Genomic DNA, 24,499 nt, shown 5'->3' with positions numbered 1-24,499 from the left:
CCATGGCTGATAATCGTAACTTTGCCGCACTGGATTGGCTAATTCACGAAATCGCCGAAACGCTGAAAGAAGCGCGGCAGTCGCTCGAAGCCTATGTGGAAAATCCGGCGGATACCGTGCGGATTCGTTTCTGTCTCACCCATATCCATCAGGTGCACGGCAGTTTGCAAATGGTCGAGTTCTACGGCGCAGCCTTGCTCGCCGATGAAATGGAACGACTCACCCAGGCCATGATTCAGAACAAAGTCAGTAATCCTGCCGAAGCGCAGGAAGTACTGATGCGCGCGATTCTGCAATTCCCGCTTTATCTTGAACAGGTAAAAACAACGCGCAAGGATAACCCGCTGGTGGTTCTGCCGTTGTTGAATGACCTGCGTGCGGTGCGTGGTGAAAGTTTATTAACCGACACCAAATTGTTCGTACCCAATCTTGCCCCGGCAAAACGCATCAGCGGCGAGCGCCTCGCGGCGACTCGCGACAATACGCAATTTCAAGCCATGGTTCTGAAATTGCGTCAGATGTATCAGTACGCTGCCGCCGGTTTTATTCGCGGCGTCAACACCGATGAAAACCTCGGCTACTTGCAAAAAGTTTTTTCCCGTCTGCACAAGTTGACACAGGGCACCGCTCGTCAGCCCTTATGGGATATCTGCCAGGCAATGGTTGAAGCCTTGCAAATGGATGCGTTGGAGATCAGCGTGTCGGTCAAGGATTTATTGCGCCAGCTCGACCGCGAAATAAAATTGCTGGTTACCCACGGCAACCGCGCACTGGATACCTTTACTCGCGATGACCTGATTAAAAATCTGCTCTATTACGTTGCTCGTGCCGGCAAACAGGCGCCGGGTTTTGCTGCCGACTCGCATCTGCAACGCATTTGCCACAGCTATCAATTGGAACAGGCATTACTCGAAGGTAAAGACGCCGCGCTGGATTCCGACAGCCCGATAGCATCACCCGACGCTGACGCCATGCGCTCGGTGGTAGTAGCGATTCGCGATGAACTGGATATTGTCAAACAAGCGCTCGACAGTTCTTTGCAGCAGGACGATGCCAGTATTTCGCTGGCCGAAACCCTGCCGGTTATTAAACGTGTTGCCGACACCCTCGCCATGCTCGGCATCGGGGAACTGCGTAAACAGCTGCTCGAACAGGGCGCTGTTATTGATGCCATAGCGCATCGCCAGGACGCGGTGCCGGACGAGCAGTTAATGGCCGTAGCGGCAAACATTATTGGTATCGAACAATCGCTCGATCAATTTGTGCAAAGCGCACACAGCCAGCAAGACGAGGGCAATAGTACGCTGCTGGCAGCACGCGACTCGGTATTGCGCGAATCCAGGAATGGTCTTGAGCACGCCAAGGATTCGATTGTTGAATATATTGCATCGCAGTGGGATGTGGCGCATCTGCACAGCGTTCCGGAAACGCTGCGTGAAATTCGCGGCGGGTTGGACATTATTCCGTTAGCGCGCCCGGCGCGTATTCTCGGCGCCTGCGCTCGCTATATTGAAGAGCAGTTACTGGAAAAACGTATCACGCCGGAATGGTCGTCCATGGACACTCTGGCTGATGCGATTACCAGTGTTGAATATTTTCTTGAGCGCCTCGGCGTGGCCGACAGCGAAGAAAACGAACTGTTGCTGGATGTGGCTGAAGAGAGCGTTGCCACACTCGGCTATGCGGTGGTTAAAGTTTCCAAAGCGGCCGAACCAATTGCTGCGCTTGAGCTGGAGAGCCAGGAAAACAATCTCCCTGAACTCGGCAATATAGATCTATCAACTGGTGACCCCGCAGCTTCTACCGTCGGTGGCGACGTTGAAAGTGAAATTATTGCCAGCGAAAATTCAACCGGTGATTCTGTAGCTGCGGTCCCGGAAACGGCGACTCAGGAAAACCTTGCTACCGACGCGCAAGAGGACGTTGCGCAGCAAGACGAAGCACAAAAAGACGAAGCACAACAAAGCGAAGATGACGATGATTTCGATGAAGAGATCATCGATATTTTTGCCGAAGAGGCCGGGGAAGTTCTCGACAATATTGCAGAATATTTCCCGCGCTGGGCAGAAAATCACGCTGATGAAGTCGCCCTCAGGGAATTCCGTCGCGGTTTCCATACCTTGAAAGGTAGCGGCCGTCTGGTAGGCGCCGTCGATATCGGCGAGCTGTCCTGGTCGATTGAAAACATGCTGAATCGCATTATTGATGGCACGATTCAGGTGGGTGACATTCACGTTCACACCATTGAGCAAGTCAGAAATATCCTGCCGGAAATGGTAGCCGCGTTTCATCAGCGAAAAGCCAACCCCTGCGTTGAACTCTCCGAAAGCTGGCGATTACGTGCAGAGTCGCTCGCCAAAGGCATTGTGCCGGATGATCTCGTTGCGGTTGAAGAAGAACCTCCTCTGCTGAGCGACATACACGAAGACGTTGTGGATGAACCTGCGACGTCTGATGTAGAGGATTTGTCTGAGGCACTTGCAGGTGAAGAGCCACCGGCCGATATTTCAGAAAGTATAGAAAACAGTGAGAATGCGCTTTCTGATGATCTGACTGACGTGGCCAGCGCGCCAGAGACTTTCTCTGTTGGGCAAACCGCTGAAGACGATACCGCCTTCTCCGAAGATCTTGTTCCGCTATTGCCCTTAAGCGAAGTCGTTGACCCGCCTTCTGATGAGTCATCGCCAGCGGAATACGATATTCCTCTTCTGTCTGTGCAAGTCGATGACGAGGAACTGGAAAATAATGATGAAGAAGCGGCCAGTATTCTGGCGCAGGCTTATCAGGATTTAATTGCCGAGCACGCATCCGCTGATGCTGCGTTGATGGAAATTCCAGCCGTCAGTTTTCTGGAAGACGATGACGATGCAGAAGAAGTGGATGGGCAGCTGTGGGATATTTTTGGTGCAGAAGCCATCACCCACTTGCAGACCGTTCAGGACTACATCAGTCATATGGAAACTGTGGCACCGGTTTATGAACCGCCCAGTGAAAATATGCAGCGCGCCTTGCACACGCTCAAAGGCAGTGCGCACATGGCAGACATTACCCAGGTTGCCGAGTTGGCAACGCCGTTGGAAAAATTCGTCAAGGAACTGCGCAGTTATCACATCAATATCAACGATGATATTTTACAGCTGCTGCGTGACGCCGTCAGTTACACACAATTCGCGCTGGATTGTATTGCCTGTGAAGAACCGGTTGAGATTCCGAAGCTGCAACAATTTGTTGCCCGCGTTAATGAGCTGAGAGAGTTGCACGTTGCTCCGTTGGCGCGCTTGAGTGAAGCCGATGCCGGCGGAAAACGCCCGGTTGATCCGGAATTGCTGGCCATTTTTATGGCCGAAGAAATGAATCTGTTGCTGAATGCAGACCAAATCATCGCTCAATGGCAGGCATCTCCCGAGCCGCTGGAACAGTTGCAACCCATGGTTGATGAACTGCAAAAGCTCAAGCAAGGCGCAGCACATGCCTACCTGCCGCCGATGGCAGAATTGGGCGAACGTTTGCAGCAAATTTATCAGCGTATTATTCAGCAGGAAATTATAGTTTCCGATGAATTATGCAAAACCTTGAATGAAGCGCACCTCGCCTTGCTGGATATGGTTGATGCGGTTGCTGCAGGGCAAAACCTGACCAGTATTCCGCCGCATATTCTCGATGCATTAAATAATCTTGCATCGCCAGCGCGCGACACCATCATTATTGACGAAGCAGAAGCAGAAGCAGAAGCAGAAGCAGAAGCAGAAGCAGAAGCAGAAGCAGAAGCAGAAGCAGAAGCAGAAGCAGAAGCAGAAGCAGAAGCAGAAGCAGAAGCAGAAGCAGAAGCAGAAGCAGAAGCCGAAATTTCTTCACCGGTGTTTGGCTTTGAAGCCAATATTGATTTAACCAAAACACCGGTCAGCCCACCGGCTGAACCTCCTGTAACCAATATTCAGGATGACGAAGATTTCGATCCGGAAATTATCGAAATTTTTCTCGAAGAAGCCACTGAACTGGTGGAAGACATCGAGCGGGCTTTGCATGACTGGCAAGAAGATGTTGCCGACCCTGCGCCGATTGAAGACCTCAAACGCAGTTTGCATACCTTCAAAGGCGGTGCGCGTTTGGCCGGGCTTACGGCTATCGGTGACCTTGCTCATGAATTTGAAAGTGTATTAATAGAACGGGATCGCCATGCCGAACCGGATCAGGCGTTTTTTAAAGCCCTGATTGATTGGCAGGATCAACTGCACACACTGGTTGAAAAAGCGAAAGCCGAGGTGGAGCCTGCGCAGGAAATTGCCGAGCCCGCGGAAACCAATATTTCCTTGCCTGAGCTGCCGGTATTAACGGCGAGCGATGACGATAACGAATTGGCCGATAATTTTTTCAAGCCGCTCGATTTGCCGCCGTCCCGCATTGCCGACGCCGCCAGCGAAGCTCGGGTGCTGCCGTTCCCGGTGAAGCGTCCGGCTTTTCCTGTTGTACCGGTTAATGTTCCGGCTGCGCCCGTTGCCGCATCAGGTGCAAAAATGTTGCCGGGTGGTGTGCTGGCGCCAGCACAACATCTGGCGACTCGCCGTAGTGGCCCGCAAGAAGTTGTTAAAGTTTCGGCAGAGTTGCTGGAAGAATTGGTAAACCTCGCCGGTGAAACGTCGATCAGCCGCGGCCGCATGGAGCAGCAGGTCAGCGACCTCGGGCATGCCATCGAAGAGATGGATGTAACGATTATCCGTTTGCAAGAACAGCTGCGCCGTCTGGATATTGAGACGGAAGCGCAGGTGTTGTTCCGTCAGGAGCAAATGGCGCAGCACGAAGGTTTTGATCCACTGGAGATGGATCGCTATTCACAGCTGCAACAGTTGTCGCGCTCGCTGATCGAATCTGCATCCGACCTGATGGATTTGAAATACACGCTGGCCGACAAAACCCGCGACGCGGAAACCTTGTTGTTGCAACAGTCCCGTATTAATACCGACCTGCAGGAAGGGCTGATGCGTTCGCGCATGGTGCCTTTCTCCCGCCTGGTTCCCCGCTTGCGTCGCATTGTTCGGCAGGCGGCTACCGAGTTGGGCAAGGACGTTGAATTTGAGCTGGATAATGTTGAAGGTGAACTGGATCGCTCGGTGCTGGAGCGCATGGTTGCACCGCTGGAGCATATGCTGCGTAACGCCGTTGACCACGGTATCGAATCACCGGCAGAACGTATTGCCGCTGGCAAACCGGCCACCGGTGTTATTTCGCTAAGCCTTGCCCGTGAGGGTGGCGATGTGATGTTGCGTTTGAGTGATGATGGCCGTGGTATCAATCTCGCACGGGTTCGTGAAAAAGCCATTGAACGCGGTTTGATGAGCCGCGATGTGCAGCTTAGCGATCAGGACGTTATTCAATTTATTTTGCACGCCGGTTTCAGTACCGCCGATAAAGTGACGCAAATTTCCGGGCGCGGCGTGGGTATGGACGTGGTGCACTCCGAGATCAAACAACTGGGCGGCGCCATGTTTATTGATTCCCGCGATGGCGAAGGTACAGCGTTTATTGTGCGCTTGCCTTTTACGGTGTCAGTCAACCGCGCGTTGATGGTACAAATTGGCGATGATCTTTATGCAATTCCGCTGAACACCATCGAAGGTATTGTGCGCGTCAGCCCGTTTGAACTTGAACATTATTATCAGGACGAGCAAGCGCAATTTGAATATGCCGGTGAGCATTATCATGTGCGCTATCTCGGCAGTATGCTCGACAGCGATGCCCGTCCGAAACTGGACGGGCAGATGTTACCGCTGCCGGTAGTGCTGGTGCGAAGCGCGGAACATACAGTAGCCCTGCAAGTTGATCGTCTGTTGGGCAGCCGCGAGATTGTTGTAAAAACGCTCGGCATTCAATTCAGCTCGGTCTCCGGTGTCTCCGGCGCTACGGTGATGGGCGATGGTAGCGTGGTGGTCATTCTGGATTTGCACGCCATGATTCGCCAACAACTGGCGCTGGGATATGGCCAGGGACTGTTGCTCGATGCATCAATCACTCACGCCGCCAACGACGATGAACAGGTAGAAAAAACGATTCTGGTGGTGGATGACTCGGTAACCGTGCGCAAGGTAACCGGTCGTTTTCTGGAGCGGGAAGGCTTCCATGTAATGACCGCGAAAGACGGTGTAGAAGCGTTGCAAGTATTGCAGGACCATATACCGGACGTGATGTTGCTGGATATCGAAATGCCGCGCATGGATGGCTTTGAAGTGGTGCGTAATGTTCGCACCAGTTCGCGCCTGAAAGCATTGCCGATTATTATGATCACCTCCAGAACCGGTGAAAAACACCGCGATCACGCGTTGGGGTTAGGCGTTAACAAATACATGGGCAAGCCGTATCAGGAAGATTTGCTGTTACACAATATTCGTGAATTGCTTGCCCGGACGGTGACCTGACACCATGGCCGGGCTGCGGGTGGGCGTGCTGGTTGATGCATTGCAGCGTCAGCAACCTTTGCAGCATATGGCGCGGATGGCCGGCCACCAGGTGGTGACCAGCCTCAATGTACAAACCTGCACCTTGTCGGATCTTGAGCAGGCGGTGGATGCCTGGATTGTCGATAGCGATACGCCGGATGATGAATCACTCGCGGCTTCGGATGATCAGGACGCAGTAACCTGGCTGCTGGAGCACGCAGCGGTGCCGGTCATTCTGGCGCACAGTCATGAGCTGGTGCCGGGCAGTGTGGCTTATGCCGACTGGTTACGCCGCATTGCCGAGCGCCTTGAGCGACTGCGCGGTGATGTGAATTTACAGCAGGCGAACACAGCGCCTTATGTATGGATTCTCGCGGCTTCCACCGGCGGCCCGGCAGCGGTAAAAACATTTTTATCCTCGGTAGCCGCCAATGCCGATGTTGCCTTTGTGTATGTGCAACACATCGACAGCCAATACGGTCATACGCTATTGCGGATGATGAGCAGCGCCGGGCATTACCCGGCGTTTGCCGCATCGCATGGTCGGGTGTTGCAAGGCGGTGAATTGTTATTGGTGGACGCTGCCAGCCGCGTCGAGCTGCTGGACAATGGCACCTTCAGGGATACGCGCGCCGAATGGGGCGGCGATTATGCCCCGGCGATTGATCAGGTAGTCGCCAATATCGCGAGAGTTTATCGCGAGCGTTGCGGGTTGATTGTATTTACCGGGATGGGTAATGACGGCGCTGCCGGCGCTCGCATGGTGAGACAGTGGGATGGGCAAGTGTGGGTACAATCACCGTCATCCTGCACCAGCGCTTCCATGCCGGAAGCAGTAATAGACAGCATATCTGCTGATTTTGAAGGTACGCCGGTCGCTCTGGCCGAACAATTAAACCGTTATATGAAAGCCATTTCCGCTACAGGACATTCTCCCCATGAAAGCACAACCGCAGCGAATTGAGCAAAAAAAAGTTCAGGAAGTTGCCAGCCTGCTAATTCCATTGGCCGGGCTTTCTTTATTGCTGCCCAACGTTACCGTAGCGGAAATTGTGCCTCTTCCAGACATGGTGCCGGTCGAGCAGGTGCCAGACTGGTATCTCGGCGATTGTCTCTGGCGTGAGCAGCGCATCCCGGTTGTTTCTTTTGAACGTCTGAATCAGGCCGCGCTACCGCAAGTGCAACGCACCGCCCGTCTGGCGGTGCTGAATGCCACCGGTGTGCATGAAGAGCTGCCGTTTATTGCGGTGCTCACCAGCGGCCTGCCGCGTCTGGCGCGAGTAACGGAAGAAGAGTTGTCGGTTCGTGACGGTGTTGCCGCGAAAACTTTCGATTTGCTGAATGTTTCCTGGGCGGGAGAAAGTGCGGTAATTCCCGATATTACCGCGATGGAACACATTCTTTTGCCCTGGTGGCAGCCAGCAGTCAGCTCCGAAAATCACCCCAGCGATATTGCACCAGACTGATGGCTACCAGCGGAGCCGTTTCGGTGCGCAAAACACGCGGTCCCAAGGTTAACGGTTGAAATTGTTTCTCCAGCGCCTGATCAATTTCTGTTTCCGACAAGCCGCCTTCCGGGCCAATCAATAAGGCCACGCTGTTTGATTGTTGCGCCTCTGGCAGCCCCTGGTTGTCACGATGATGCAACACAAAGCGATGAGTGGCCTCTACTGTATCGAGCCAGCGCGCCACCTCAACCGGCGGGTTAAGGGTTGGCAAGCGGTTGCGCTGACATTGTTCACAAGCGCTGACAATAATGTTTTGCCAGTGCTCCATTTTTTTATCCAGCCGCTCGCCATTCAGGCGCACTTCGGTACGTTCCGTTTGCAATAAACTGATGCGCGTTACGCCCAGTTCGGTGGCTTTCTGCAGCACCCAATCCATCCGCTCGCCCTTGGAAATACCGATCGCCAGCTCCAGTGGCAGTGGCGACTCCCGGTCATCCTCCCGGTATTCACCAACATCCACCTCCACGGTTTTTTTGTTCACGGCACTGATCACCGCCTGAAATTCGCCGCCTTGTCCATTAAATAGCACCAGCTCACGGCCCGGTTGCATGCGCAACACTTTGCCGAGGTGATGTGACGGCCCTTCTTCCAGTGCCAGGGTGTTGCCGCTTACCGGCAGGGATGTTGTATAAATTCTTGGGATTCGCATAACAGGCCACTCTTCTCAAAAAAGCTATGCTCTATTGTAACCTGGCACTTACCTGTTTTTTGATACGGAAATAAATTATGGATCTGGTCACCCACAGTCTGTTAGGCGCGACAGTCGCGGTCGCTTTGGCTGAGCCGCGCTATTGTCGGCGTGCTGCTCTGGCGGGAGCCTTGATTGCACTGGTTCCCGATGTGGATATTTTTATGGGCGATGCAAGCGACCCCTTGCAGCTGCTCGAATGGCATCGGCATTTTACCCACAGTCTGTTGTTGGCGCCGGTAGTTGCTGCACTGGCGGCGCTAATCAGTTATTGGCTGCGCTGGTCGCTGACGCCGGTGCGTGTTTTTTCCATCGTGTTAGCGGTTTACGCATCGGCCTGTTTACTGGATTGGTGCACGAGTTACGGTACCCACTTGTTGTGGCCGTTGATAAAAGAACCGCTGGCGCTTTCGATTATTGCGGTAGTGGACCCGCTTTTTACACTGGTGTTGGCTACCGGGTTGATTATTGCATTACGTAAGGCAGCGATTAGCCCGGCCAGAATGACCTTGTGCATCGCCGTGGCTTATTTGCTGTTGGGCGGAGTGCAACACCTGCGGGCTATGCAGCAGGCGAACCAGCTGGCGTTGGAGCGCTATTTATCGCTGACAGCTGTTGAAGTCAAACCAACGATGGGCAACCTGTTGTTGTGGCGTTCGATCATGGTTGATCAGCATCAGAACATATATGCGGATGCCATTCGGCTGGGGTTTTCTGCTCGTATTTATTCCGGCGAACAAAAAACCTTGCTGGACGAAACGCAATTGCGCCAGCAGTTACAGAATCAAAATTTTCTGAATAATGAAGCCATTGAGATGGTGCTGCGCTATCAAAAAGACTATGCGCCCTGGTTGGTAGTGCATAGCGGTGATCCTTTAATGATTGGTGATGCACGCTTTGCCATGCTGCCCGATTCGCTGGAACCTTTGTGGGGTTTGGAAATACACCCGGATTCTGTCGTGTTTGTCTCGCGACGTAAGCAGGATGCAACCATGCGCCAGCATTTTTTAACGATGTTGGCGGGCAAGCCGGTCGAACAATAACTTGCAGAATTTCGGATCTATTATCCTGGTGCTAAAGGAAAAGCCCTTGCTGCCAGGAAAATTGGCGCCCTATATCACAATCGCTAAATGACCTGGTTGTCATTTTTTGTTTATATCCGCAGAATCATGCTCTGCCTGGCACCACCGATTGTGGTGGTGTCACAGCTATCCATGAAAACAACAGGAGTTTGGTTATGGAATATTTTTTATCAGTGGTTAAGCAATATGTCAATTTTGAAGGCAGAGCCAGACGCCGCGAATATTGGATGTACATTCTTTTCTATTTGATTTTTTATGTGGGGGCGGTAATTATTGATTATGTAATCGGTCTTGGCTTGATTGCACTCATTTATTCCCTTGCGTTACTGCTTCCTTCTATCAGCGTTGCTGCTCGTCGTTTGCACGATACCGGCCGTTCGGGATGGTGGCAGTTGCTGGCGTTAATTCCGCTGATTGGTGCCATTATAGTCATTATATTTCTGGTGCAAGACAGTACCCCGGGCGATAACAAATACGGCTCTAATCCGAAGGGTATTAACGGCTGATATCCGATGCTGAAAAAAAACCGCCTGCTGGCGGTTTTTTTTCAGGTGATGGTTTCGTAACAGTTTTGAAACAGTTGGCTGGCAGGCGTCAGGTTGTAAAGCGCATCCGCAGCAAGCAAAACCGCACCGGCAGTCCAGCTGGTTTTTTCATCCGGCCAGATTACCTGGTCGCGGAAGTTAAAACCGGTCCAGTAACCGCCGTCTTCATCTTGCCAGCGTTGTAATTGGGTAAAAATTTTCTCTGCCTTGTCATTTTCGCCAATACTGACTAACGCCAGGGTTAACTCGCAGGATTCGGCAATAGTCACCCAGGGTTCATCGCTAACGCAGCGGCAACCAACCGGCTCTTCAACAAAAACATGCCAGCGCTGTTGCAACCGCTGCTGCGCTTCTTCTTGCGAATAAACGCCTGCCAGTACCGGATAAAACCAGTCCATGGAAAAGCGTTCTTTACTTTCCCAGGTGCGATCAAAGCAGTAGGGTTTATTGCGTAAACACTCGCCCAGTTTTTCGCGTGCCTGCTGCCAGTGGTGTTGTGGCGTGGCCAGCGCATCGGCAATGTCCAGTGCGCACTCAAGGCTTTTATAAATAGACGCACAGGCAGTTACCAGCGCATCCCGTTGCGACTCTCCGGCTTCATTCACCGCCCAGTAAATTTCACCGTCGGGTGCCTGATGCGCCAGCACAAAATTAATCGCCTTGGTGACCATGGGGAAATGGCGCTGCAAAAAGGGGTGATCACCGGTTGCCAAATAGTAATGCCAGATACCGGTAGCAATGTAAGCCACAAAATGGGTTTCGCGATGGTGTTGTTCTTGCGGCTGGTTATGCTGGTAATGCGCAAACCAGCTGCCATCGTCGAGTTGCTGTTCTGATAACCATTGGTAGGCCGCTTTGGCGGGCAGCAGCTTGCCGGCCACCGTCAAGCCCATCGCGGCTTCGACCATATCCCAGGGGTCACATTTACCCTGGCTAAACCAGGGGATGCAGCCGTCGGGTAATTGCTGGCGTTCGATAAAAGCCGCGGCATCGGTAAGTTGTTGTTGCAACAACAGTGGTAAATGCTGAAACGTGTTCATGAATTCACTCCTTTTGCATCGGCTCGAAAATACATAACAACACTTTTACCCAGTACCGGGTTCAAGCCTCGTTCGAGCCAACGTGTCAGCCAGGGTTTTTCCATCAAATCCCAGACCAGCAGCCGATGCCATATTTTAATAAGGCGGTTGTTATCCTGATTTTTCCAGAACAGACAGCGCAGCCACCAATAAGGGGTGTGCAAGGCATGGGCCCAATGTTGGTTGGAAAATAAAAAGCCGCAATCTTCTACTTGCTGGCGCAATTTTTTTGCGTTGAAAATTCGAATGTGTCCGCCTTCTACCTGATGATAAGCATCGCTCAGCCACCAGCACATTTTTTCTGGCCATTGGCGCGGTACGCTGACGGACAATTGTCCACCGGGTTTCAGGATGCGGCGAATTTCCTGAAGAATAGCAAGGTAGTTTTCAACATGCTCCAACACTTCACTGCACACAATGCTATCAAAGGTGTTGTCTGCAAAAGGCAATTGCGTTCCATTGGCAACCTGAAAAAAAAGTTGCCGTTGTAAATCATCTTTATTTTCAAAAGGTAAAAATTTTTCCCGTGCAACGCTGATGTCTTTATGGCTCAGGTCAATCGCCAGCACCGTGACCGCGTCCTGAAGATAGATATTAATCGCGTGACGGCCTTCGCCACAGCCAAGATCCAGCACGTGATCGCCGGCTTTTAATGGCAGGTAACGAAAATCAATGGTTAACATGGCTGGCCGTTGTGGTGAGGTGATGGTGTTCGGGCTGCAATAATGCGTAGTAATAATCGGCCAGATGTTCGGCGATCACTTCCCAGCGGTAATGCTGGTGGGCATGTTGCAGGCCGGTTTCTGCGTAATGCTGGCGCAGGGCAGCGTCATTTAAAAAACGTGCAATCGCCATTGCCAGTGCGTCAACTTCACCTGCGGCTACCACCAGCGCGGCATTGCCAACGACTTCGGGCAAGGCGCCGCCATTGCTGCAAATTAAGGGCGTACCGCAAGCCATGGCTTCCAGCGCCGGCAAACCAAAACCTTCGTAGCGGGAAGGAACAATCGCCATGGTGGCTTCGGCATAGTGCGCGACTATATCTTCACGCGACAGCTCACTGACGAAATTAACCTTGTCTGCCAGTTGTAAAGATTGCAATTCTTTTTCGGTGCTGCCACCGGGATTCAACTTGCCAATTACCGTCAAGGTTAATTGCGGATAGTCAGCTTGCAATTGATGCAAGGCCTGCAATAAAACCGATAGACCTTTCAGCGGTTGATCAGAGGACGCGGTGGTGATGAGATGAAAGGGTTTGCGAATAATGTCCGCGCGCGGTTTGAAAATATCGGTATCTACCCCGTTAGCGATAACCTGAATGCTATCCGCCGGGCGACCAAACTCGCGGGCGATATCATCGCGAGAAGTTTGCGATACGGTAATGACGTGTTGCAGTTGGTTGACCACTTTTTTTTGCATGGTAAGAAAACTGTACCAGCGTTTGATCAGCCAGCGATGGCCCTTGCCGGAGGCAGCGGCCAGGGCAATATCGCGATCACGGGTAATAGGGTGGTGCACGGTAGCCACCAGCGCGTATTGTTTTTGCAGTGTTAGCAAGCCGTAACACAGGCTTTGGTTGTCATGAATAATATCGTAGGCCGGTTTTTCCCGGGCAAACCATTTCACCAGCCGCCGGCCAAAGGTGTAAGGCTCGCCAAAGCCGCCGGTCAACATGATCCACCACTCCCAGGTGTCAGTAAACGAGCGCAAGTGATGCCAGCGCAGTGCCCGCACATGATTTTCACTGGCGTATAAATCCAGGCTGGGAATTTTAATCAGCGTTACGCGCTCATCAAGCTCGGGGTAGGGTGGGCCGGAAATCACATCAACGCTATGACCGAGGTCGGTCAGCGCTTTGCTCAGATAGTGAAGATAAATACCTTGTCCGCCAACGTGGGGATGGCTGCGATAACCTAACAGCGCAATACGCAATGGCCGTCGCTGCAGTGCAGCAACCGTCGTTGAAATGGCGATAGCAGGAGAAAGCGGGGGATTGCAGGTCAAACCGGTGGCGTCCGTTACATAGGGCCAAACAGGCCCGTTAATCGTAACGGCATTATAGCAGGCTGTTGAAAAACCTATGCTGGCGGCAACGGTTTAACGGAACGGGTCCGCCTCCACCGCGTGAAAGGCTAGCGGTTTTTCAACAGCTGCACCGGCTATCAGTGGTCAGCGCGAAAACGATGCCAGTAACGGTCTATCATCATCAAACCCAAACCGCCCAATAAACCTACCGCAAGAATACCCACCAGGCACACGATGGCGATAACGCCAGGGATAACAGACATGATCAATCTCCTTTACGGATGAAGTGAATTCGTCTTTATCCTGACAGTTGGCGGGTAGCGGTTCTTGATGGAGATCAACTCCGGAAGGCTGCTGGCGCTGGAACGGTAGCAGAGTTGATCCAGCGCAAATAAAAGGTGCTTTCAGAGGGCCTCTACATTACAGCTGACAAAGCTTTGGCGTCGCCCGCCTGGGGAATCCGCGGTGATGATTGGCCGCTTCTGCCTGCCGCTATTCCGGTATTTTGGGAACAAACTCTGCAGGGGCAAACGGCCAGTTGCTGCACTTTTCGCCACGTTACCCCCAAACCGGGGTAGAATAGCCGTTTTCTTCGAAACAGAGCCCCGCTACACGCTACCAGCCCGCGGTTTTCTCACTTATTTTTCTCAGGTTCCCTCGTGATTTCTACAGCCAACCTTACCATGCAATTCGGTGCCAAACCGTTATTTGAAAATGTCTCCGTCAAGTTTAACAACGGCAATCGCTACGGGCTGATTGGCGCCAACGGCTGTGGCAAATCCACCTTTATGAAAATCCTCGGCGGCGATCTTGAGCCGTCCGGCGGGCAGGTCATGCTGGAACCCAACACCCGCCTGGGCAAGTTGAAGCAGGATCAGTTTGCCTATGAAGACTTCACCGTGATCGACACGGTCATCATGGGTCACACCGAGCTGTGGAAGGTAAAGCAGGAGCGGGATCGCATTTACAGCTTGCCGGAAATGAGCGAAGACGACGGCATGCGTGTTGCTGATCTGGAAGTGCAGTTTGCCGAAATGGACGGCTACACCGCCGAAGCCCGTGCCGGTGAGTTATTGCTGGGGCTGGAAATTCCGCTGGAACAACATTTTGGCCTGATGAGCGCGGTAGCGCCGGGCTGGAAGTTGCGGGTACTGCTGGCGCAGGCACTGTTTTCCGACCCGGAAGTGCTGCTGCTGGACGAACCGACCAACAACCTGGATATCAACACCATTCGCTGGCTGGAAAGTGTTCTGGCGCAACGCAACAGCACTATCATTATTATCTCGCACGACCGTCACTTCCTTAACAGCGTTTGCACCCACATGGCGGATCTGGATTACGGCGAGCTGCGCCTGTTCCCGGGCAACTACGACGAATACATGACCGCCGCGACGCAATCACGCGAGCGTCTGTTGTCAGAAAACGCCAAGAAAAAAGCGCAAATTGCCGAACTGCAAACCTTCGTCAGCCGCTTCTCGGCCAACGCCTCCAAGGCCAAGCAGGCAACCTCACGCGCCAAGCAAATCGACAAGATCAAGCTGGACGAAGTGAAACCGTCGAGCCGGGTCAGCCCCTATATTCGCTTTACGCAAAACAAAAAATTGCACAGACAAGCAGTTACCCTGGAAAAAGTCAGCAAGCAGTTCGACGGCCAGGCGCCTTTGTTCAGCGATTTGAATATGCTGGTTGAAGCCGGTGAGCGTATTGCCATCATCGGCCCCAACGGTGCCGGTAAAACCACACTGCTGCGCTGTTTGACCGGTGATCTTCCATCGGATACCGGCACCATTAAATGGGCCGAACAGGCCGAAATCGGCTATTTCGCTCAGGATCACGCTGCGGATTTTGCCGCCGATGACAACCTGTTCGACTGGATGAAACAGTGGACCATGGGCGATGAGCAGCTGGTTCGCGGTGCTTTGGGCCGCATGCTGTTTTCCAACGATGACGTGAAAAAGTCGGTGAAGGTAATCTCCGGTGGAGAGCAGGGGCGCATGTTGTTCGGCAAATTAAGCCTGATCAACCCCAACGTGCTGGTGATGGACGAACCGACCAACCACCTGGATATGGAATCTATTGAAGCCCTGAACCTGGCGCTGGAAAACTACCCCGGTACGCTGGTGTTTGTCAGCCACGACCGTCAATTCGTTTCTTCGCTGGCCACCCGCATTATCGATATGCGCCCGGAAGGTCTGGTGGATTTTCACGGCAACTACGACGACTACCTGCGCAGCCAGGGTATTTACGAACACTGATTATCTGATGTGCGCAACTGAAAGAGATAAAAGGAATGACCGCCTTTTCCCATGAGGAGCGTGAAAAGTTGCTGGCGCTGAAAGGTGTTGGCGGCACTGTGATTGCGCGGCTTGAGCAAATGGGCTTTTACCGCCTGAGTGATCTTCGTGGAGTAACTGCCGGGGAGATCCTTGCCCAGGGTGCCGCTTTAACCGGTTCTTCATGTTGGAAAAACAGCCCGCAAGCGCGGGCTGCTATTCAGGCTGTTATTGATCTCGCCAATTCCTACTGAAACACCCAGATAAGCGCCAGACCACCCCGCGTTGCGTGTTTGGTTTTTACCAGCGGACTGTCTTCAAATTCGGTGCCGCCGAGATAATCGTGGCGGACAAAAAAGGCCAGCCGCCAATCGCCCAACTGACGACCCAGCGACGCCTGATTAGCCCAGCCGCTGTAACCCGCTTTTGCACTATAGGCATTGAATTGTTCGGTCGCGTTAGCAGCGCCAATGTTGTAGTAATACTCGTGATAATCCTCCGTCGCCCAAGTCAGGCTGGAACGCCAGGCAAAGCCCCAATTGCCGAGGCGTTCGCGGTAAATCAGCTGCGGCTGGAATAAAGAACCGATATAGCCGCTCTCATCACCGCCAATAGAAAATACCGCACGGGCCGGCAGGCTCAGCTGCAAACCTTGCGTCAAACTTTCCCCGAACAGGCGAATATTCACCGCAGGGCCAATCTCTATGGTGGAGCCCAGCTCCGGCAAATCCAGATCGCGGCGCAAGCCGTTTTTATGGCTTTCCGGGGTGATGTTGGCGCTGAGGCTGAGGGTAAATTCGTAGTTATCGGTTTTGATAAATTGCCCGCGCACGCCGTCGCGATCCGATTGGATAATCTTGCCGCGATAGACCACGTAAGGAATCGGCGCCACATAACTGCGGGACTCATCCGAACCGCGGTAGTCGGGGCCTGCTACGGCGCCGACCCCCAGACCAAATTCCCAGGTTTTCTGCACTTCGTATTCCGAAGCGGCCAATGAAGCACTGAGCCCGATACCGGCCAGCGTTGCTACGGATTTTATGAACAATGACGCCAAAATGGGCCCCTTTAATGACGATGATGAAGTGAAATTGGCCAGCGGCGGCATATAAATCCGACCCGGGATTCGCGATGCTGGTATCCTGCCGTTTTTTCACGCACATTCCAAGCAGACAGGTTTTTATTGTGACCAGCCGTTCTTTTTCTTCCCTGCCGCTCGACCCGGCCATGCAAACCAACCTCGACAGCCTCGGCTACCAGCAAATGACACCGGTTCAGGCAGAAAGCCTGCCAGTGATTCTCGCGGGCCAGGATCTGATCGCCAAAGCCAAAACCGGCAGCGGTAAAACCGCCGCCTTTGCCATAGGTTTGCTGGCGCGTTTGCAGGTGGAGCGCTTTCGTGTGCAAAAACTGGTGCTGTGCCCTACGCGTGAACTGGCCGACCAGGTTGCCCGGGAAATTCGCCGGCTGGCGCGTGCTACCCATAACATCAAAGTATTAACCTTGTGCGGCGGCGTTTCCATTGGCCCGCAAATCGGCTCGCTGGAGCACGGTGCGCACATTATTGTCGGTACACCCGGGCGTCTGCTTGACCACCTCAGAAAACAAACCCTCAACCTTGAACATGTTGACCAGCTGGTGCTGGACGAAGCCGACCGCATGCTGGACATGGGCTTTGCCGATGACGTAGAAACTATTCTTGCGGCCTGTCCTGCCAACCGCCAAATGCTGCTGTTTTCGGCAACTTACCCGGATGGCATCCAGAAGATCAGTGCCCGTTATCAACAATCGCCGGTCACCGTAACGGTGGAAGAGCAGCATCACCCGCAACAACTGGTGCAGCATTTTTACGAACTGCCGGATGCCATCAGCCGCAGCGAGGCGGTGTTGCGCGTGCTGGGGCAATTCAACCCGGCGCTGACGCTGGTGTTCAGCAACACCCGCCAGCAGTGCCAGGCGATTGCCGATGACTTGAACGATCAGGGCGTTAGCGCGCTGGCATTGCACGGCGACCTGGAACAAAAAGACCGCGACCGGGTGCTGGTGCGCTTTGCCAACCGGAGCTGCCTGGTGCTGATTGCTACCGATGTGGCCGCGCGCGGGCTGGATGTCAAAGAGTTGGATCTGGTGATTAACAGCGAGCCATCCCACGACCCGGAAGTGCATGTGCACCGCGTTGGCCGTACCGGTCGCGCCGGTGAAGCCGGTATTGCCGTAACGCTGTTTTCCGCCAAGGAAGCCGGTCGGTTGAATCGTCTGGAAGATTATTTAAAGGCGCCGGTCAACACCGAAAGCTTGCCGGCGTTTACCAAAGCCTATAACCGCGAAGCGGATATGGTGTGTATCAATATTGATGGCGGCAAGAAAGACAAATTGCGTGCTGGCGATATTCTCGGTGCACTCACCCGCGATGCCGGTATTCCCGGTAGCGATATTGGCAAGATCGATATTTTTGATAACGCGGCTTATGTGGCGGTTGCTCATGCCTCGGCCCGCACCGCGTTGCAGCAATTCGACAAGGGCAAAATCAAAGGCCGCAAGTTCCGCGCCCGCAAACTGGCGCGGTTTTAATCGTTGCAGCGGTTGGGCAATTGAGTTCTTGCTTTAAAAGTCAGGAAGATCGCCAATTATTACCGCTGGTTGGCGATCTTCCGCGTTAAGCCGTATTCAGCGTGGTTGTGCCAGCAAGCCTCGCAATAAAAGATCCAGCCCGTCCAGCGCCTGTTGCAGGCGGGTTTCATGCAAGGCTTCGTGTTCTGCGATCCAGAAAGACCCTTCGGTTACCACGCCATAAATCATTTGCGCCAGCGCTTGCGCATCCACCGCGACTACCGTGCCGTCGTCCATCAGCTGTTGTAATAATTCCTGCATCGAGGCGATGCAATATCCTTGCGCGGTGGGGGAAATATCGCCCAATACGGCGCGGGCATCCTGTAACACGATGCGGCGAATATCCGGTTCGATTGCCAGTTCCAGGTAAGCACGGCAGCGTTGCCGAAAACCTTCCCACGGGTTGTTGGCAGCGGCGGAGATGGCTTGCAGACGCAGATCAATTTCCCGGTCAATTTGATCTACCACCGCCGCGAGCAAGCCTTCTTTGCCACCGAAGTGGTGGTAGAGCGCGCCGCGAGTAAGACCGGCGGCGGCGGTAAAGTCGTCCATGGAAGTATTGGCGTAACCCTGCGTGGCAAACGCCTGGCGAGCGGTGGCCAATAATTTACTGCGTGTTGTTTCGATCATTTCGGCCCGGGTGCGGCGTGTCATGGCAATTCTCCTGCGCGTTGCCAGGAATGCTATTTGACATACACTGCGTATGTCAATACGATGCATCTAACATACGCAGCGTATGTTTATATTTTGACTGGAGACTGTTTTTGGCCAATCCCTATCGTGAATTATTTGCCGCACCCGGTTCGGTGCGCTTTTCCCTGGCTGGTTTTGTGGCCCGTTTGCCGATTGCGATGATCGCCATCGGCATCATCACCATGCTGTCGCAGTTGCATGGCAGCTACGGTCTGGCGAGCGGTGTGGCAGCGGTGTTTGTGCTGACATCGGCGTTGATGGCGCCACAAATTTCCCGACTGGTGGACCGTTATGGTCAGTTTCGGGTGCTGCCGTTTGCCGCTGCTATCAGCGTTGTCGGCATTCTTGTTTTGCTCGCCTGTTCCCGTTGGCAGGCGCCCAACTGGACGTTGTTTGTTGCGGCGTTTCTAGCCGGTTTTATTCCCAGCATGCCGGCGATGATCCGGGCACGCTGGACAGCGATTTTTCGGGGCTCGCCACAACTGAAAACCGCGTATGCCATGGAATCGGTGGTGGATGAGCTGTGCTTTATCATCGGCCCGCCGCTGGCGGTAGGGTTGAGTGTGGCGCTGTTTCCACAAGCGGGACCGCTGGTGGCGGTGTTGTTACTGGCGGTGGGCGTATTCGCGCTGGTGATGCAGCGTGGCACCGAGCCGCCGGTACAACCGGCAAGCAATAACGGCAGGCGGGGCGAATCGATTATCCGCCTCTCCACCGTACGCTGGCTGGCGCTGTTGATGCTGGCATTGGGAGCCATTGTCGGCACCATTGATATCGTCAGCGTCGCCTTTGCCGCCGAGCTGGAAAAACCGGCAGCGGCCAGTATTGTGTTGTCGCTTTATGCGCTGGGTTCGTGCGGGGCAGGGTTGTTGTTCGGTGCCATTCAATGGCAGTGGTCGCTTACCCGCTTGCTGTTCTGGAGCGGGTTGGCGACGGCGTTGAGCACCTTGCCGTTGTTGCTGGTAGGCAATATTGCTTCACTGGCGCTGGTGATGTTCATTTCCGGTTTGTTCTTCGCCCCCACCATGATTGTTTGCATGGCGCTGATTGAACAAAGTGTACCGTCAGAGCGCCTTACCGAAGGGCTGACCTGGTTAATCAGCGGTCTTAATGTTGGCATCGCAGCCGGCGCGGTAAGCGCCGGTCAGATGGTGGATTGGCAAGGCGCAAAGGCCGGTTTTGTGGTGGCGCTGGTAGCGGCTGTCGTGGTGCTATTCGCAGCTGTTTTTGGCTCGCGCCATATCGCCGCTACCCTGGCCAATCAATGCAACACATCACCACCGAGCAATTCGCGCACGTCGGCTGAATTGAATTCGTAGTGCTGGTTGCAGAACTGGCAGTCAATATTGATGGTGCCCTGTTCAATCAGCAGGGCTTCTACTTCTTCCTTGCCCAGCGCGATTAGTGCGCCGGCGCTGCGTTCTCGCGAGCAGCTGCAGGAAAATTGCAGCGCTTCGGGGTCGAACACCCGTACTGATTCCTCGTGGAACAAACGGTAGAGTAATTCGGTATGCTCCAGTTCGCGCAGTTCTTCCGGAGTCGTGGTTGCCGCCAGCGTCGTGATGGTTTCCCAATGAGCGCGGTTGTCTTCCGGGTTGGTATGCAATTGCTGTGGTAACGCCTGAATCATCAGGCCACTGGCATGTCTGTTATCCGTGGCAAACCACAGGCGGGTGGCCAATTGTTCGGATTGCTGAAAGTAATGTTCCAGACAACCGGCCAGGGTGTCGGAATCCATTGGCACTATGCCCTGATAGCGCTCCAGCTTGCCCTGAAAATTGTCGGCGCGCTTCGGTTCGATAGTAATAAACAGTACGCCCTTGCCCAGCAAGTCGCTCAGGTTGCCGGTAATGTCGGCATCCAGCGGTTGCTGTTCATTCAAACGCACAATAGCGCGCAGCTGTTTGTGGTTGGAGCATTCCGCCATGATGGTGGAAACCGCACCTTCGCCACGTGCTTGCAGAATAATAGTGCCGTCAAATTTCAGGGTGTTGGACAGCAGGCTGACCGCCGCCAGAAATTCGCCCAGCAATCCTTGTACCGCAGCCGGGTAAGGGTTGTTGGCCAGCACCTCGCGGTAGCTGTCGGTAAGGGTGACAATTTCACCGCGAACGTCGCAGTGGTCGAAAATAAAACGATGCAGTAAATCGTTGCTGGCCATAGGGTTTCCGGTTATCACAGGATGATGGACGGCGCAGTTGCCCGTCGCAAAGCTGGTTAAATAAAGAACTCAATAAAAGCAGTCAGGTACAGGCCGTAACGCCTGCGAGGTCGTCAGGGTGACTGCGCAAGCGTCAGTCGTCCTGCGCATCCCGTTGAAAACGGTGTATCTGGCGGCGCTCTTTTTTGTTCGGGCGGTGGTCGCTGATGATGTAGTTGGCGTAGCCGGCTTTGCGCTCTTCAGCGCGTTTTTCCCGTAGCGTCAGGCTTTCTTCCGTTTCCTCGTACAACAAGGCCGCTTCCGGTGCGCCGCGCCGCTGTTCGGACAGGGCGGTAATCGCCACTGTCTTGTCATCGTGTTCCTGGCGAATGGTCAGCATCTGTCCAACCATCACGTCTTTGCTGGCTTTTACACGTTGGCCATCGCATTGCACTTTGCCGCCTTCCACCGCCTGTTTGGCCAGACTGCGGGTTTTAAAAAAACGCGCTGCCCATAGCCATTTGTCGATACGGACTTTGGCCAATTCGGGAGGCGTGCGGTTATCAGATTGTGTACGCATAACGGAATTTAATCGGGTCTTTGGTAAATAGCCGGCATGATCTCATCAAAATGGTCAATCGCCGGGAAACCTTCAATGGTTCGGGGCTGTTGGCTGTCCGGTTGATGAATGCACAACAGGTGGGCGATCCCGAAGGTTTGCGCCGCGGCGAGAATACGCACTGTGTCATCAATAAACAAAGTACGCGCCGGATCAAAGTGCAGCTTTTGCTGCAACGCCTGCCAGAAAGGTTGGGCCTCCTTGGGATATTTCAACTCATGGGAAGAAATTACCTTATCCAGCCGGGCGCCAATGCCGGTCACTTTCAGCTTTAATGAAAGGCTGTCAGGATGGGCGTTAGTGATGAGCACGCAGGCTTTGCCGGCTGCGCGCAGGCGGTCGAGGAACAGCTCTACGTGCGGGCGAATTTGAATTTTGTCGCTGATTTCGGCCTTCAGGGCGGGGATATCCACTTGCAGCGTGTCAGACCAGTAATCCAGGCAATACCAGTTCAGCGTGCCTTCGAGCGCGCGAATCTGTTCATGCAGGCGATTTTTGGCGACTTCGGCATCCAGTTGATGGATGGCGGCGTAGCGATCCGGCAAGTGCGTAAGCCAGAAATAATTATCGAAATGGAGGTCCAGCAAGGTACCATCCATATCCAGTAACACTGTATCTATGGCGTTCCAGTTGATCATGGGCGAATAAGTCAGGATGTCAAAAGGGGGAGCAGTATGCCGGTTAAACCGGAGATATTAAAGCGTAAGACCGTAGCGCGCAGCCGTCTGTTCCGGGCCGACGAATTGCATTTGCGCTTTGCCAATGGCGAAGAGCGTATCTACGAAAAACTCTGTACCGGTGGGCCTGGCGCGGTGCTGGTCGTGCCTTTGCTGGACAAAGACACGCTGTTGCTGGTGCGCGAATACGCCGCCGGCATTGAAGATTATCACCTTGCTTTTCCCAAGGGCGCGATAGACCAGGGCGAAACCCTGATGGATGCCGCCAACCGGGAATTGAAAGAAGAAATCGGCTACGGCGCCCGCGAGCTGGTATTCCTGAAAAAAGTCCACCTGTCACCGGCTTACATGGAACACGGCATCAACATCGTGCTGGCAAGGGATCTCTACCCGGAGCGGTTGGAAGGCGATGAGCCGGAACCGATCGAGGTGGAATCCTGGCCGCTGGCAGATGTGAGCGGGCTGTTACAGCGCGACGATGTCTGTGAAGGCCGCACCCTTGCCGCGTTGTTATTAGCGCAGGAGTGGTTGAAGCATCATGGCTGAAACGATGGATTACCGCTTTCGCGATGAGTTCTTGCTGATGGCGCTGGTGGCACTCGCCCGCGAAGCCGGTGACCGCATTCTTGAGGTTTACCAGACCATGACCGATGCTGACATCGCCTTTAAAAGTGATGACTCACCGGTCACCGCCGCTGACATAGCCGCGCACCATTGTCTGGCCGATGCGTTGCCAGGCATTCTCGCCATCCCGCTGATTTCCGAAGAAGGGGAAATTCCCGCGCTGGCCGAGCGGCTGCAATGGCGGCGCTACTGGCTGATTGACCCGCTCGACGGCACCCGTGAATTTATCACCCGCAACGGTGAGTTCACCGTCAATATCGCCCTGATAGAAGACGGCAAACCGGTGCTGGGGGTGGTGCATGTGCCGGTGCATAAGGTCACTTATGCGGCGATTAATTTGCCTGATGAAAATCAGGTGGTGGCGCTGAAAATAGACGGCGATTCTTCGCCCGTGGTGATTCACGGGCGCTCGCTTACCGGGCCGAACGCCGCGCAATTACCCTTGGCGCTGCTGGCCAGCCACCGTCATGAGCGTGCCGATTTGCAGCCGATCATTGAACCGATAGAAGCGCAATGGCCGGCCGGTGTAAACGTAGAGCATGCCGGCAGCTCGCTGAAATTTTGCTGGCTGGCGGAAGGCCGGGCAGATTTATATCCGCGCCACGGTTTGACCTCCGAATGGGATACCGCCGCTTCCCAGGCGGTGCTTGAAGCAGCAGGCGGGGCAATTGTTGAAGCCGTTGCGATGCATTTGGGCGAATGGCAGCCGCTCGCTTACAACAACCGTGAATCTTTATTAAACCCGTTTTTTTATGCGGTGGCGGATCGCCATTTTGACTGGTCTGCGTTGTTGCAGACCATTCCGGTGGCGAGCGCCTACAACGACTGATTCGCTTAATGAGCCGGATTGAGCCGTACAGGTCACAAAACACAGTAAAAAAAACGACATAACGCTTTCATCGCCCGGATTTTGACATTCCCAGGCTATGCTTCAGATCGCATGATTGGTGCATTCGATACTTTTATCGCAATCATTTGACAGGAGCCGGACAATGGCAAGGCATACCAAAGGCGTGGGTGTAGGCGTAAATCTGGTGCGAATTGAGCCGGTGCGCGAAAAGCTCATCGCCGAAATCATCGAGTACCAGCGTCAGCAAGTCGGTTTGGAAGTTGATCCTGCCGGCGTAAATTTCGGGATGATACAGGTTTATAAAGAATTGATTCAGGCACGACAATCAATGCTGGATAAGTTGCCTCCAGCGCTCTAGTGTCTTCTGAAGACAGCTTCGCATTCAGATAAAAAACGCCGGCTACCTGGGAAGGTGTCCGGCGTTTTTTATAGGGAACCTCTGAAAAACGTTATCGAGGTCGAGCGCGCACCAACCGTAGGCGCTTTAGGCGAGGCAAAAAAAACAGGCGACTTGTTAAAGCCGAGAAGCACAAAAGCCGATTTTACACCTAGTCAATGCGCATTTTGATTGGACTCGTACACGAGCCTGTTTTTATTAGAGGTAGGCGCCTGGGGCGACGCTGTGATGGCAACGCAGGTAGTTTTTCAAAGGTTC

22 protein-coding genes are annotated in these 24,499 nt (G+C 53.7%); 12 read left to right on the top strand and 10 right to left on the bottom strand.

Annotation, left to right across the window (positions count from 1 at the left end):
* Window positions 1-2 precede the first annotated feature (2 nt).
* The 3 genes from C4F51_RS17275 to C4F51_RS17265 are packed head-to-tail and all read left to right on the top strand — an operon-like array spanning window position 3 to window position 7,897.
* Complete coding sequence (locus tag C4F51_RS17275) at window positions 3-6,410, top strand: hybrid sensor histidine kinase/response regulator (RefSeq protein WP_193911950.1); 6,408 nt, start codon at window positions 3-5, stop codon at window positions 6,408-6,410.
* A 4-nt stretch (window positions 6,411-6,414) separates the two neighbouring features.
* Window positions 6,415-7,395 carry a chemotaxis protein CheB gene (locus tag C4F51_RS17270; RefSeq protein ID WP_202987718.1) on the top strand — a complete coding sequence of 327 codons (981 nt, stop codon included), beginning with the start codon at window positions 6,415-6,417 and terminating at the stop codon, window positions 7,393-7,395.
* A complete protein-coding gene (locus C4F51_RS17265) occupies window positions 7,370-7,897 on the top strand; it encodes a chemotaxis protein CheW (RefSeq protein ID WP_193911948.1) in 528 nt (175 codons plus the stop codon). The genes C4F51_RS17270 and C4F51_RS17265 overlap by 26 nt, the downstream gene beginning before the upstream one ends.
* Here C4F51_RS17265 and C4F51_RS17260 read toward each other — a convergent pair.
* Window positions 7,857-8,588: a 16S rRNA (uracil(1498)-N(3))-methyltransferase gene (locus tag C4F51_RS17260; protein WP_193911946.1), complete on the bottom strand. Its 732-nt coding sequence runs from the start codon at window positions 8,586-8,588 to the stop codon at window positions 7,857-7,859. The two genes, C4F51_RS17265 and C4F51_RS17260, sit on opposite strands and share 41 nt — an antisense overlap.
* A 77-nt stretch (window positions 8,589-8,665) precedes the next feature.
* Between C4F51_RS17260 and C4F51_RS17255 the strand changes: the two genes are divergently transcribed.
* Together C4F51_RS17255 and C4F51_RS17250 are read left to right on the top strand one after the other, a co-directional pair.
* Window positions 8,666-9,670: a metal-dependent hydrolase gene (locus C4F51_RS17255; protein ID WP_193911944.1), complete on the top strand. Its 1,005-nt coding sequence runs from the start codon at window positions 8,666-8,668 to the stop codon at window positions 9,668-9,670.
* A 194-nt stretch (window positions 9,671-9,864) separates the two neighbouring features.
* Complete coding sequence (locus C4F51_RS17250) at window positions 9,865-10,215, top strand: DUF805 domain-containing protein (protein WP_193911942.1); 351 nt, start codon at window positions 9,865-9,867, stop codon at window positions 10,213-10,215.
* A gap of 41 nt (window positions 10,216-10,256) precedes the next feature.
* Here C4F51_RS17250 and C4F51_RS17245 read toward each other — a convergent pair whose 3' ends face one another.
* The 4 genes from C4F51_RS17245 to C4F51_RS18280 all read right to left on the bottom strand — a co-directional run bounded on the left by C4F51_RS17245 (window position 10,257) and on the right by C4F51_RS18280 (window position 13,621).
* A complete protein-coding gene (locus C4F51_RS17245) occupies window positions 10,257-11,294 on the bottom strand; it encodes a prenyltransferase/squalene oxidase repeat-containing protein (protein ID WP_193911940.1) in 1,038 nt (345 codons plus the stop codon).
* Entirely contained in the window at window positions 11,291-12,016 is a 726-nt protein-coding gene (locus C4F51_RS17240) for a class I SAM-dependent methyltransferase (protein WP_193911938.1), read from the bottom strand. Before C4F51_RS17240 ends, C4F51_RS17245 begins: the two co-directional genes overlap by 4 nt.
* A complete protein-coding gene (locus tag C4F51_RS17235) occupies window positions 12,003-13,337 on the bottom strand; it encodes a glycosyltransferase family 4 protein (RefSeq protein ID WP_193911937.1) in 1,335 nt (444 codons plus the stop codon). Before C4F51_RS17235 ends, C4F51_RS17240 begins: the two co-directional genes overlap by 14 nt.
* Window positions 13,338-13,495: 158 nt before the next feature.
* Window positions 13,496-13,621: a hypothetical protein gene (locus C4F51_RS18280; protein WP_268905066.1), complete on the bottom strand. Its 126-nt coding sequence runs from the start codon at window positions 13,619-13,621 to the stop codon at window positions 13,496-13,498.
* Window positions 13,622-14,017: 396 nt separating this feature from the next.
* Between C4F51_RS18280 and C4F51_RS17230 the strand changes: the two genes are divergently transcribed.
* Together C4F51_RS17230 and C4F51_RS17225 are read left to right on the top strand one after the other, a co-directional pair.
* Complete coding sequence (locus C4F51_RS17230; RefSeq protein WP_193911935.1) at window positions 14,018-15,613, top strand: ABC-F family ATPase; 1,596 nt, start codon at window positions 14,018-14,020, stop codon at window positions 15,611-15,613.
* Between the two features lie 35 nt (window positions 15,614-15,648).
* The gene (locus C4F51_RS17225; RefSeq protein WP_193911933.1) at window positions 15,649-15,885 is read left to right on the top strand and encodes a helix-hairpin-helix domain-containing protein; all 237 of its coding nucleotides are present in this window, start codon (window positions 15,649-15,651) and stop codon (window positions 15,883-15,885) included.
* On the opposite strand, the gene C4F51_RS17220 is transcribed toward C4F51_RS17225, so the two are convergent.
* Complete coding sequence (locus tag C4F51_RS17220) at window positions 15,879-16,688, bottom strand: MipA/OmpV family protein (protein WP_193911931.1); 810 nt, start codon at window positions 16,686-16,688, stop codon at window positions 15,879-15,881. The genes C4F51_RS17225 and C4F51_RS17220 overlap by 7 nt on opposite strands.
* 125 nt (window positions 16,689-16,813) lie before the next feature.
* On the opposite strand from C4F51_RS17220, the gene dbpA reads away from it, so the two are divergent.
* The gene (dbpA, locus tag C4F51_RS17215; protein WP_407926938.1) at window positions 16,814-18,202 is read left to right on the top strand and encodes an ATP-dependent RNA helicase DbpA; all 1,389 of its coding nucleotides are present in this window, start codon (window positions 16,814-16,816) and stop codon (window positions 18,200-18,202) included.
* 96 nt (window positions 18,203-18,298) lie between these two features.
* Here the strand turns inward: dbpA and C4F51_RS17210 are convergent, their stop codons facing one another.
* Window positions 18,299-18,895 carry a TetR/AcrR family transcriptional regulator gene (locus tag C4F51_RS17210; RefSeq protein WP_193911927.1) on the bottom strand — a complete coding sequence of 199 codons (597 nt, stop codon included), beginning with the start codon at window positions 18,893-18,895 and terminating at the stop codon, window positions 18,299-18,301.
* Window positions 18,896-19,005: 110 nt separating this feature from the next.
* Between C4F51_RS17210 and C4F51_RS17205 the strand changes: the two genes are divergently transcribed.
* Window positions 19,006-20,253: an MFS transporter gene (locus C4F51_RS17205; protein WP_193911925.1), complete on the top strand. Its 1,248-nt coding sequence runs from the start codon at window positions 19,006-19,008 to the stop codon at window positions 20,251-20,253.
* Here the strand turns inward: C4F51_RS17205 and hslO are convergent.
* The 3 genes from hslO to yrfG form a co-directional block, all read right to left on the bottom strand.
* Complete coding sequence (hslO, locus tag C4F51_RS17200; protein WP_193911923.1) at window positions 20,196-21,095, bottom strand: Hsp33 family molecular chaperone HslO; 900 nt, start codon at window positions 21,093-21,095, stop codon at window positions 20,196-20,198. The genes C4F51_RS17205 and hslO overlap by 58 nt on opposite strands.
* Before the next feature lie 133 nt (window positions 21,096-21,228).
* The gene (locus C4F51_RS17195; RefSeq protein WP_193912654.1) at window positions 21,229-21,618 is read right to left on the bottom strand and encodes an RNA-binding S4 domain-containing protein; all 390 of its coding nucleotides are present in this window, start codon (window positions 21,616-21,618) and stop codon (window positions 21,229-21,231) included.
* A gap of 44 nt (window positions 21,619-21,662) precedes the next feature.
* The gene (gene yrfG, locus C4F51_RS17190; RefSeq protein ID WP_193911921.1) at window positions 21,663-22,331 is read right to left on the bottom strand and encodes a GMP/IMP nucleotidase; all 669 of its coding nucleotides are present in this window, start codon (window positions 22,329-22,331) and stop codon (window positions 21,663-21,665) included.
* A gap of 36 nt (window positions 22,332-22,367) precedes the next feature.
* On the opposite strand from yrfG, the gene nudE reads away from it, so the two are divergent.
* The 3 genes from nudE to C4F51_RS17175 all read left to right on the top strand — a co-directional run bounded on the left by nudE (window position 22,368) and on the right by C4F51_RS17175 (window position 24,202).
* Entirely contained in the window at window positions 22,368-22,916 is a 549-nt protein-coding gene (gene nudE / locus C4F51_RS17185; RefSeq protein ID WP_193911919.1) for an ADP compounds hydrolase NudE, read from the top strand.
* Window positions 22,909-23,823, top strand: coding sequence for a 3'(2'),5'-bisphosphate nucleotidase CysQ (gene cysQ, locus C4F51_RS17180; RefSeq protein ID WP_235992361.1), 915 nt, complete (start codon window positions 22,909-22,911; stop codon window positions 23,821-23,823). The genes nudE and cysQ overlap by 8 nt, the downstream gene beginning before the upstream one ends.
* Before the next feature lie 163 nt (window positions 23,824-23,986).
* A complete protein-coding gene (locus tag C4F51_RS17175) occupies window positions 23,987-24,202 on the top strand; it encodes a hypothetical protein (RefSeq protein ID WP_193911917.1) in 216 nt (71 codons plus the stop codon).
* Window positions 24,203-24,499: the final 297 nt, after the last annotated feature.

The sequence above is a fragment of the Cellvibrio polysaccharolyticus genome (genome assembly GCF_015182315.1).
Taxonomy (GTDB): domain Bacteria; phylum Pseudomonadota; class Gammaproteobacteria; order Pseudomonadales; family Cellvibrionaceae; genus Cellvibrio; species Cellvibrio polysaccharolyticus.
The sequence above is the reverse complement of the archived record's forward strand: the minus strand, read 5'-3'. Positions and strand labels throughout refer to the sequence as shown.

Bases quoted from the DNA above. Each gene is read 5' to 3' on its own strand.
- C4F51_RS17275 (WP_193911950.1), top strand. From the start codon at position 3: ATGGCTGATAATCGTAACTTTGCCGCACTGGATTGGCTAATTCACGAA.
- C4F51_RS17270 (WP_202987718.1), top strand. From the start codon at position 6,415: ATGGCCGGGCTGCGGGTGGGCGTGCTGGTTGATGCATTGCAGCGTCAG.
- C4F51_RS17265 (WP_193911948.1), top strand. From the start codon at position 7,370: ATGAAAGCACAACCGCAGCGAATTGAGCAAAAAAAAGTTCAGGAAGTT.
- C4F51_RS17260 (WP_193911946.1), bottom strand. From the start codon at position 8,588: ATGCGAATCCCAAGAATTTATACAACATCCCTGCCGGTAAGCGGCAAC.
- C4F51_RS17255 (WP_193911944.1), top strand. From the start codon at position 8,666: ATGGATCTGGTCACCCACAGTCTGTTAGGCGCGACAGTCGCGGTCGCT.
- C4F51_RS17250 (WP_193911942.1), top strand. From the start codon at position 9,865: ATGGAATATTTTTTATCAGTGGTTAAGCAATATGTCAATTTTGAAGGC.
- C4F51_RS17245 (WP_193911940.1), bottom strand. From the start codon at position 11,294: ATGAACACGTTTCAGCATTTACCACTGTTGTTGCAACAACAACTTACC.
- C4F51_RS17240 (WP_193911938.1), bottom strand. From the start codon at position 12,016: ATGTTAACCATTGATTTTCGTTACCTGCCATTAAAAGCCGGCGATCAC.
- C4F51_RS18280 (WP_268905066.1), bottom strand. From the start codon at position 13,621: ATGTCTGTTATCCCTGGCGTTATCGCCATCGTGTGCCTGGTGGGTATT.
- C4F51_RS17225 (WP_193911933.1), top strand. From the start codon at position 15,649: ATGACCGCCTTTTCCCATGAGGAGCGTGAAAAGTTGCTGGCGCTGAAA.
- C4F51_RS17210 (WP_193911927.1), bottom strand. From the start codon at position 18,895: ATGACACGCCGCACCCGGGCCGAAATGATCGAAACAACACGCAGTAAA.
- hslO (WP_193911923.1), bottom strand. From the start codon at position 21,095: ATGGCCAGCAACGATTTACTGCATCGTTTTATTTTCGACCACTGCGAC.
- yrfG (WP_193911921.1), bottom strand. From the start codon at position 22,331: ATGATCAACTGGAACGCCATAGATACAGTGTTACTGGATATGGATGGT.
- nudE (WP_193911919.1), top strand. From the start codon at position 22,368: ATGCCGGTTAAACCGGAGATATTAAAGCGTAAGACCGTAGCGCGCAGC.
- cysQ (WP_235992361.1), top strand. From the start codon at position 22,909: ATGGCTGAAACGATGGATTACCGCTTTCGCGATGAGTTCTTGCTGATG.
- C4F51_RS17175 (WP_193911917.1), top strand. From the start codon at position 23,987: ATGGCAAGGCATACCAAAGGCGTGGGTGTAGGCGTAAATCTGGTGCGA.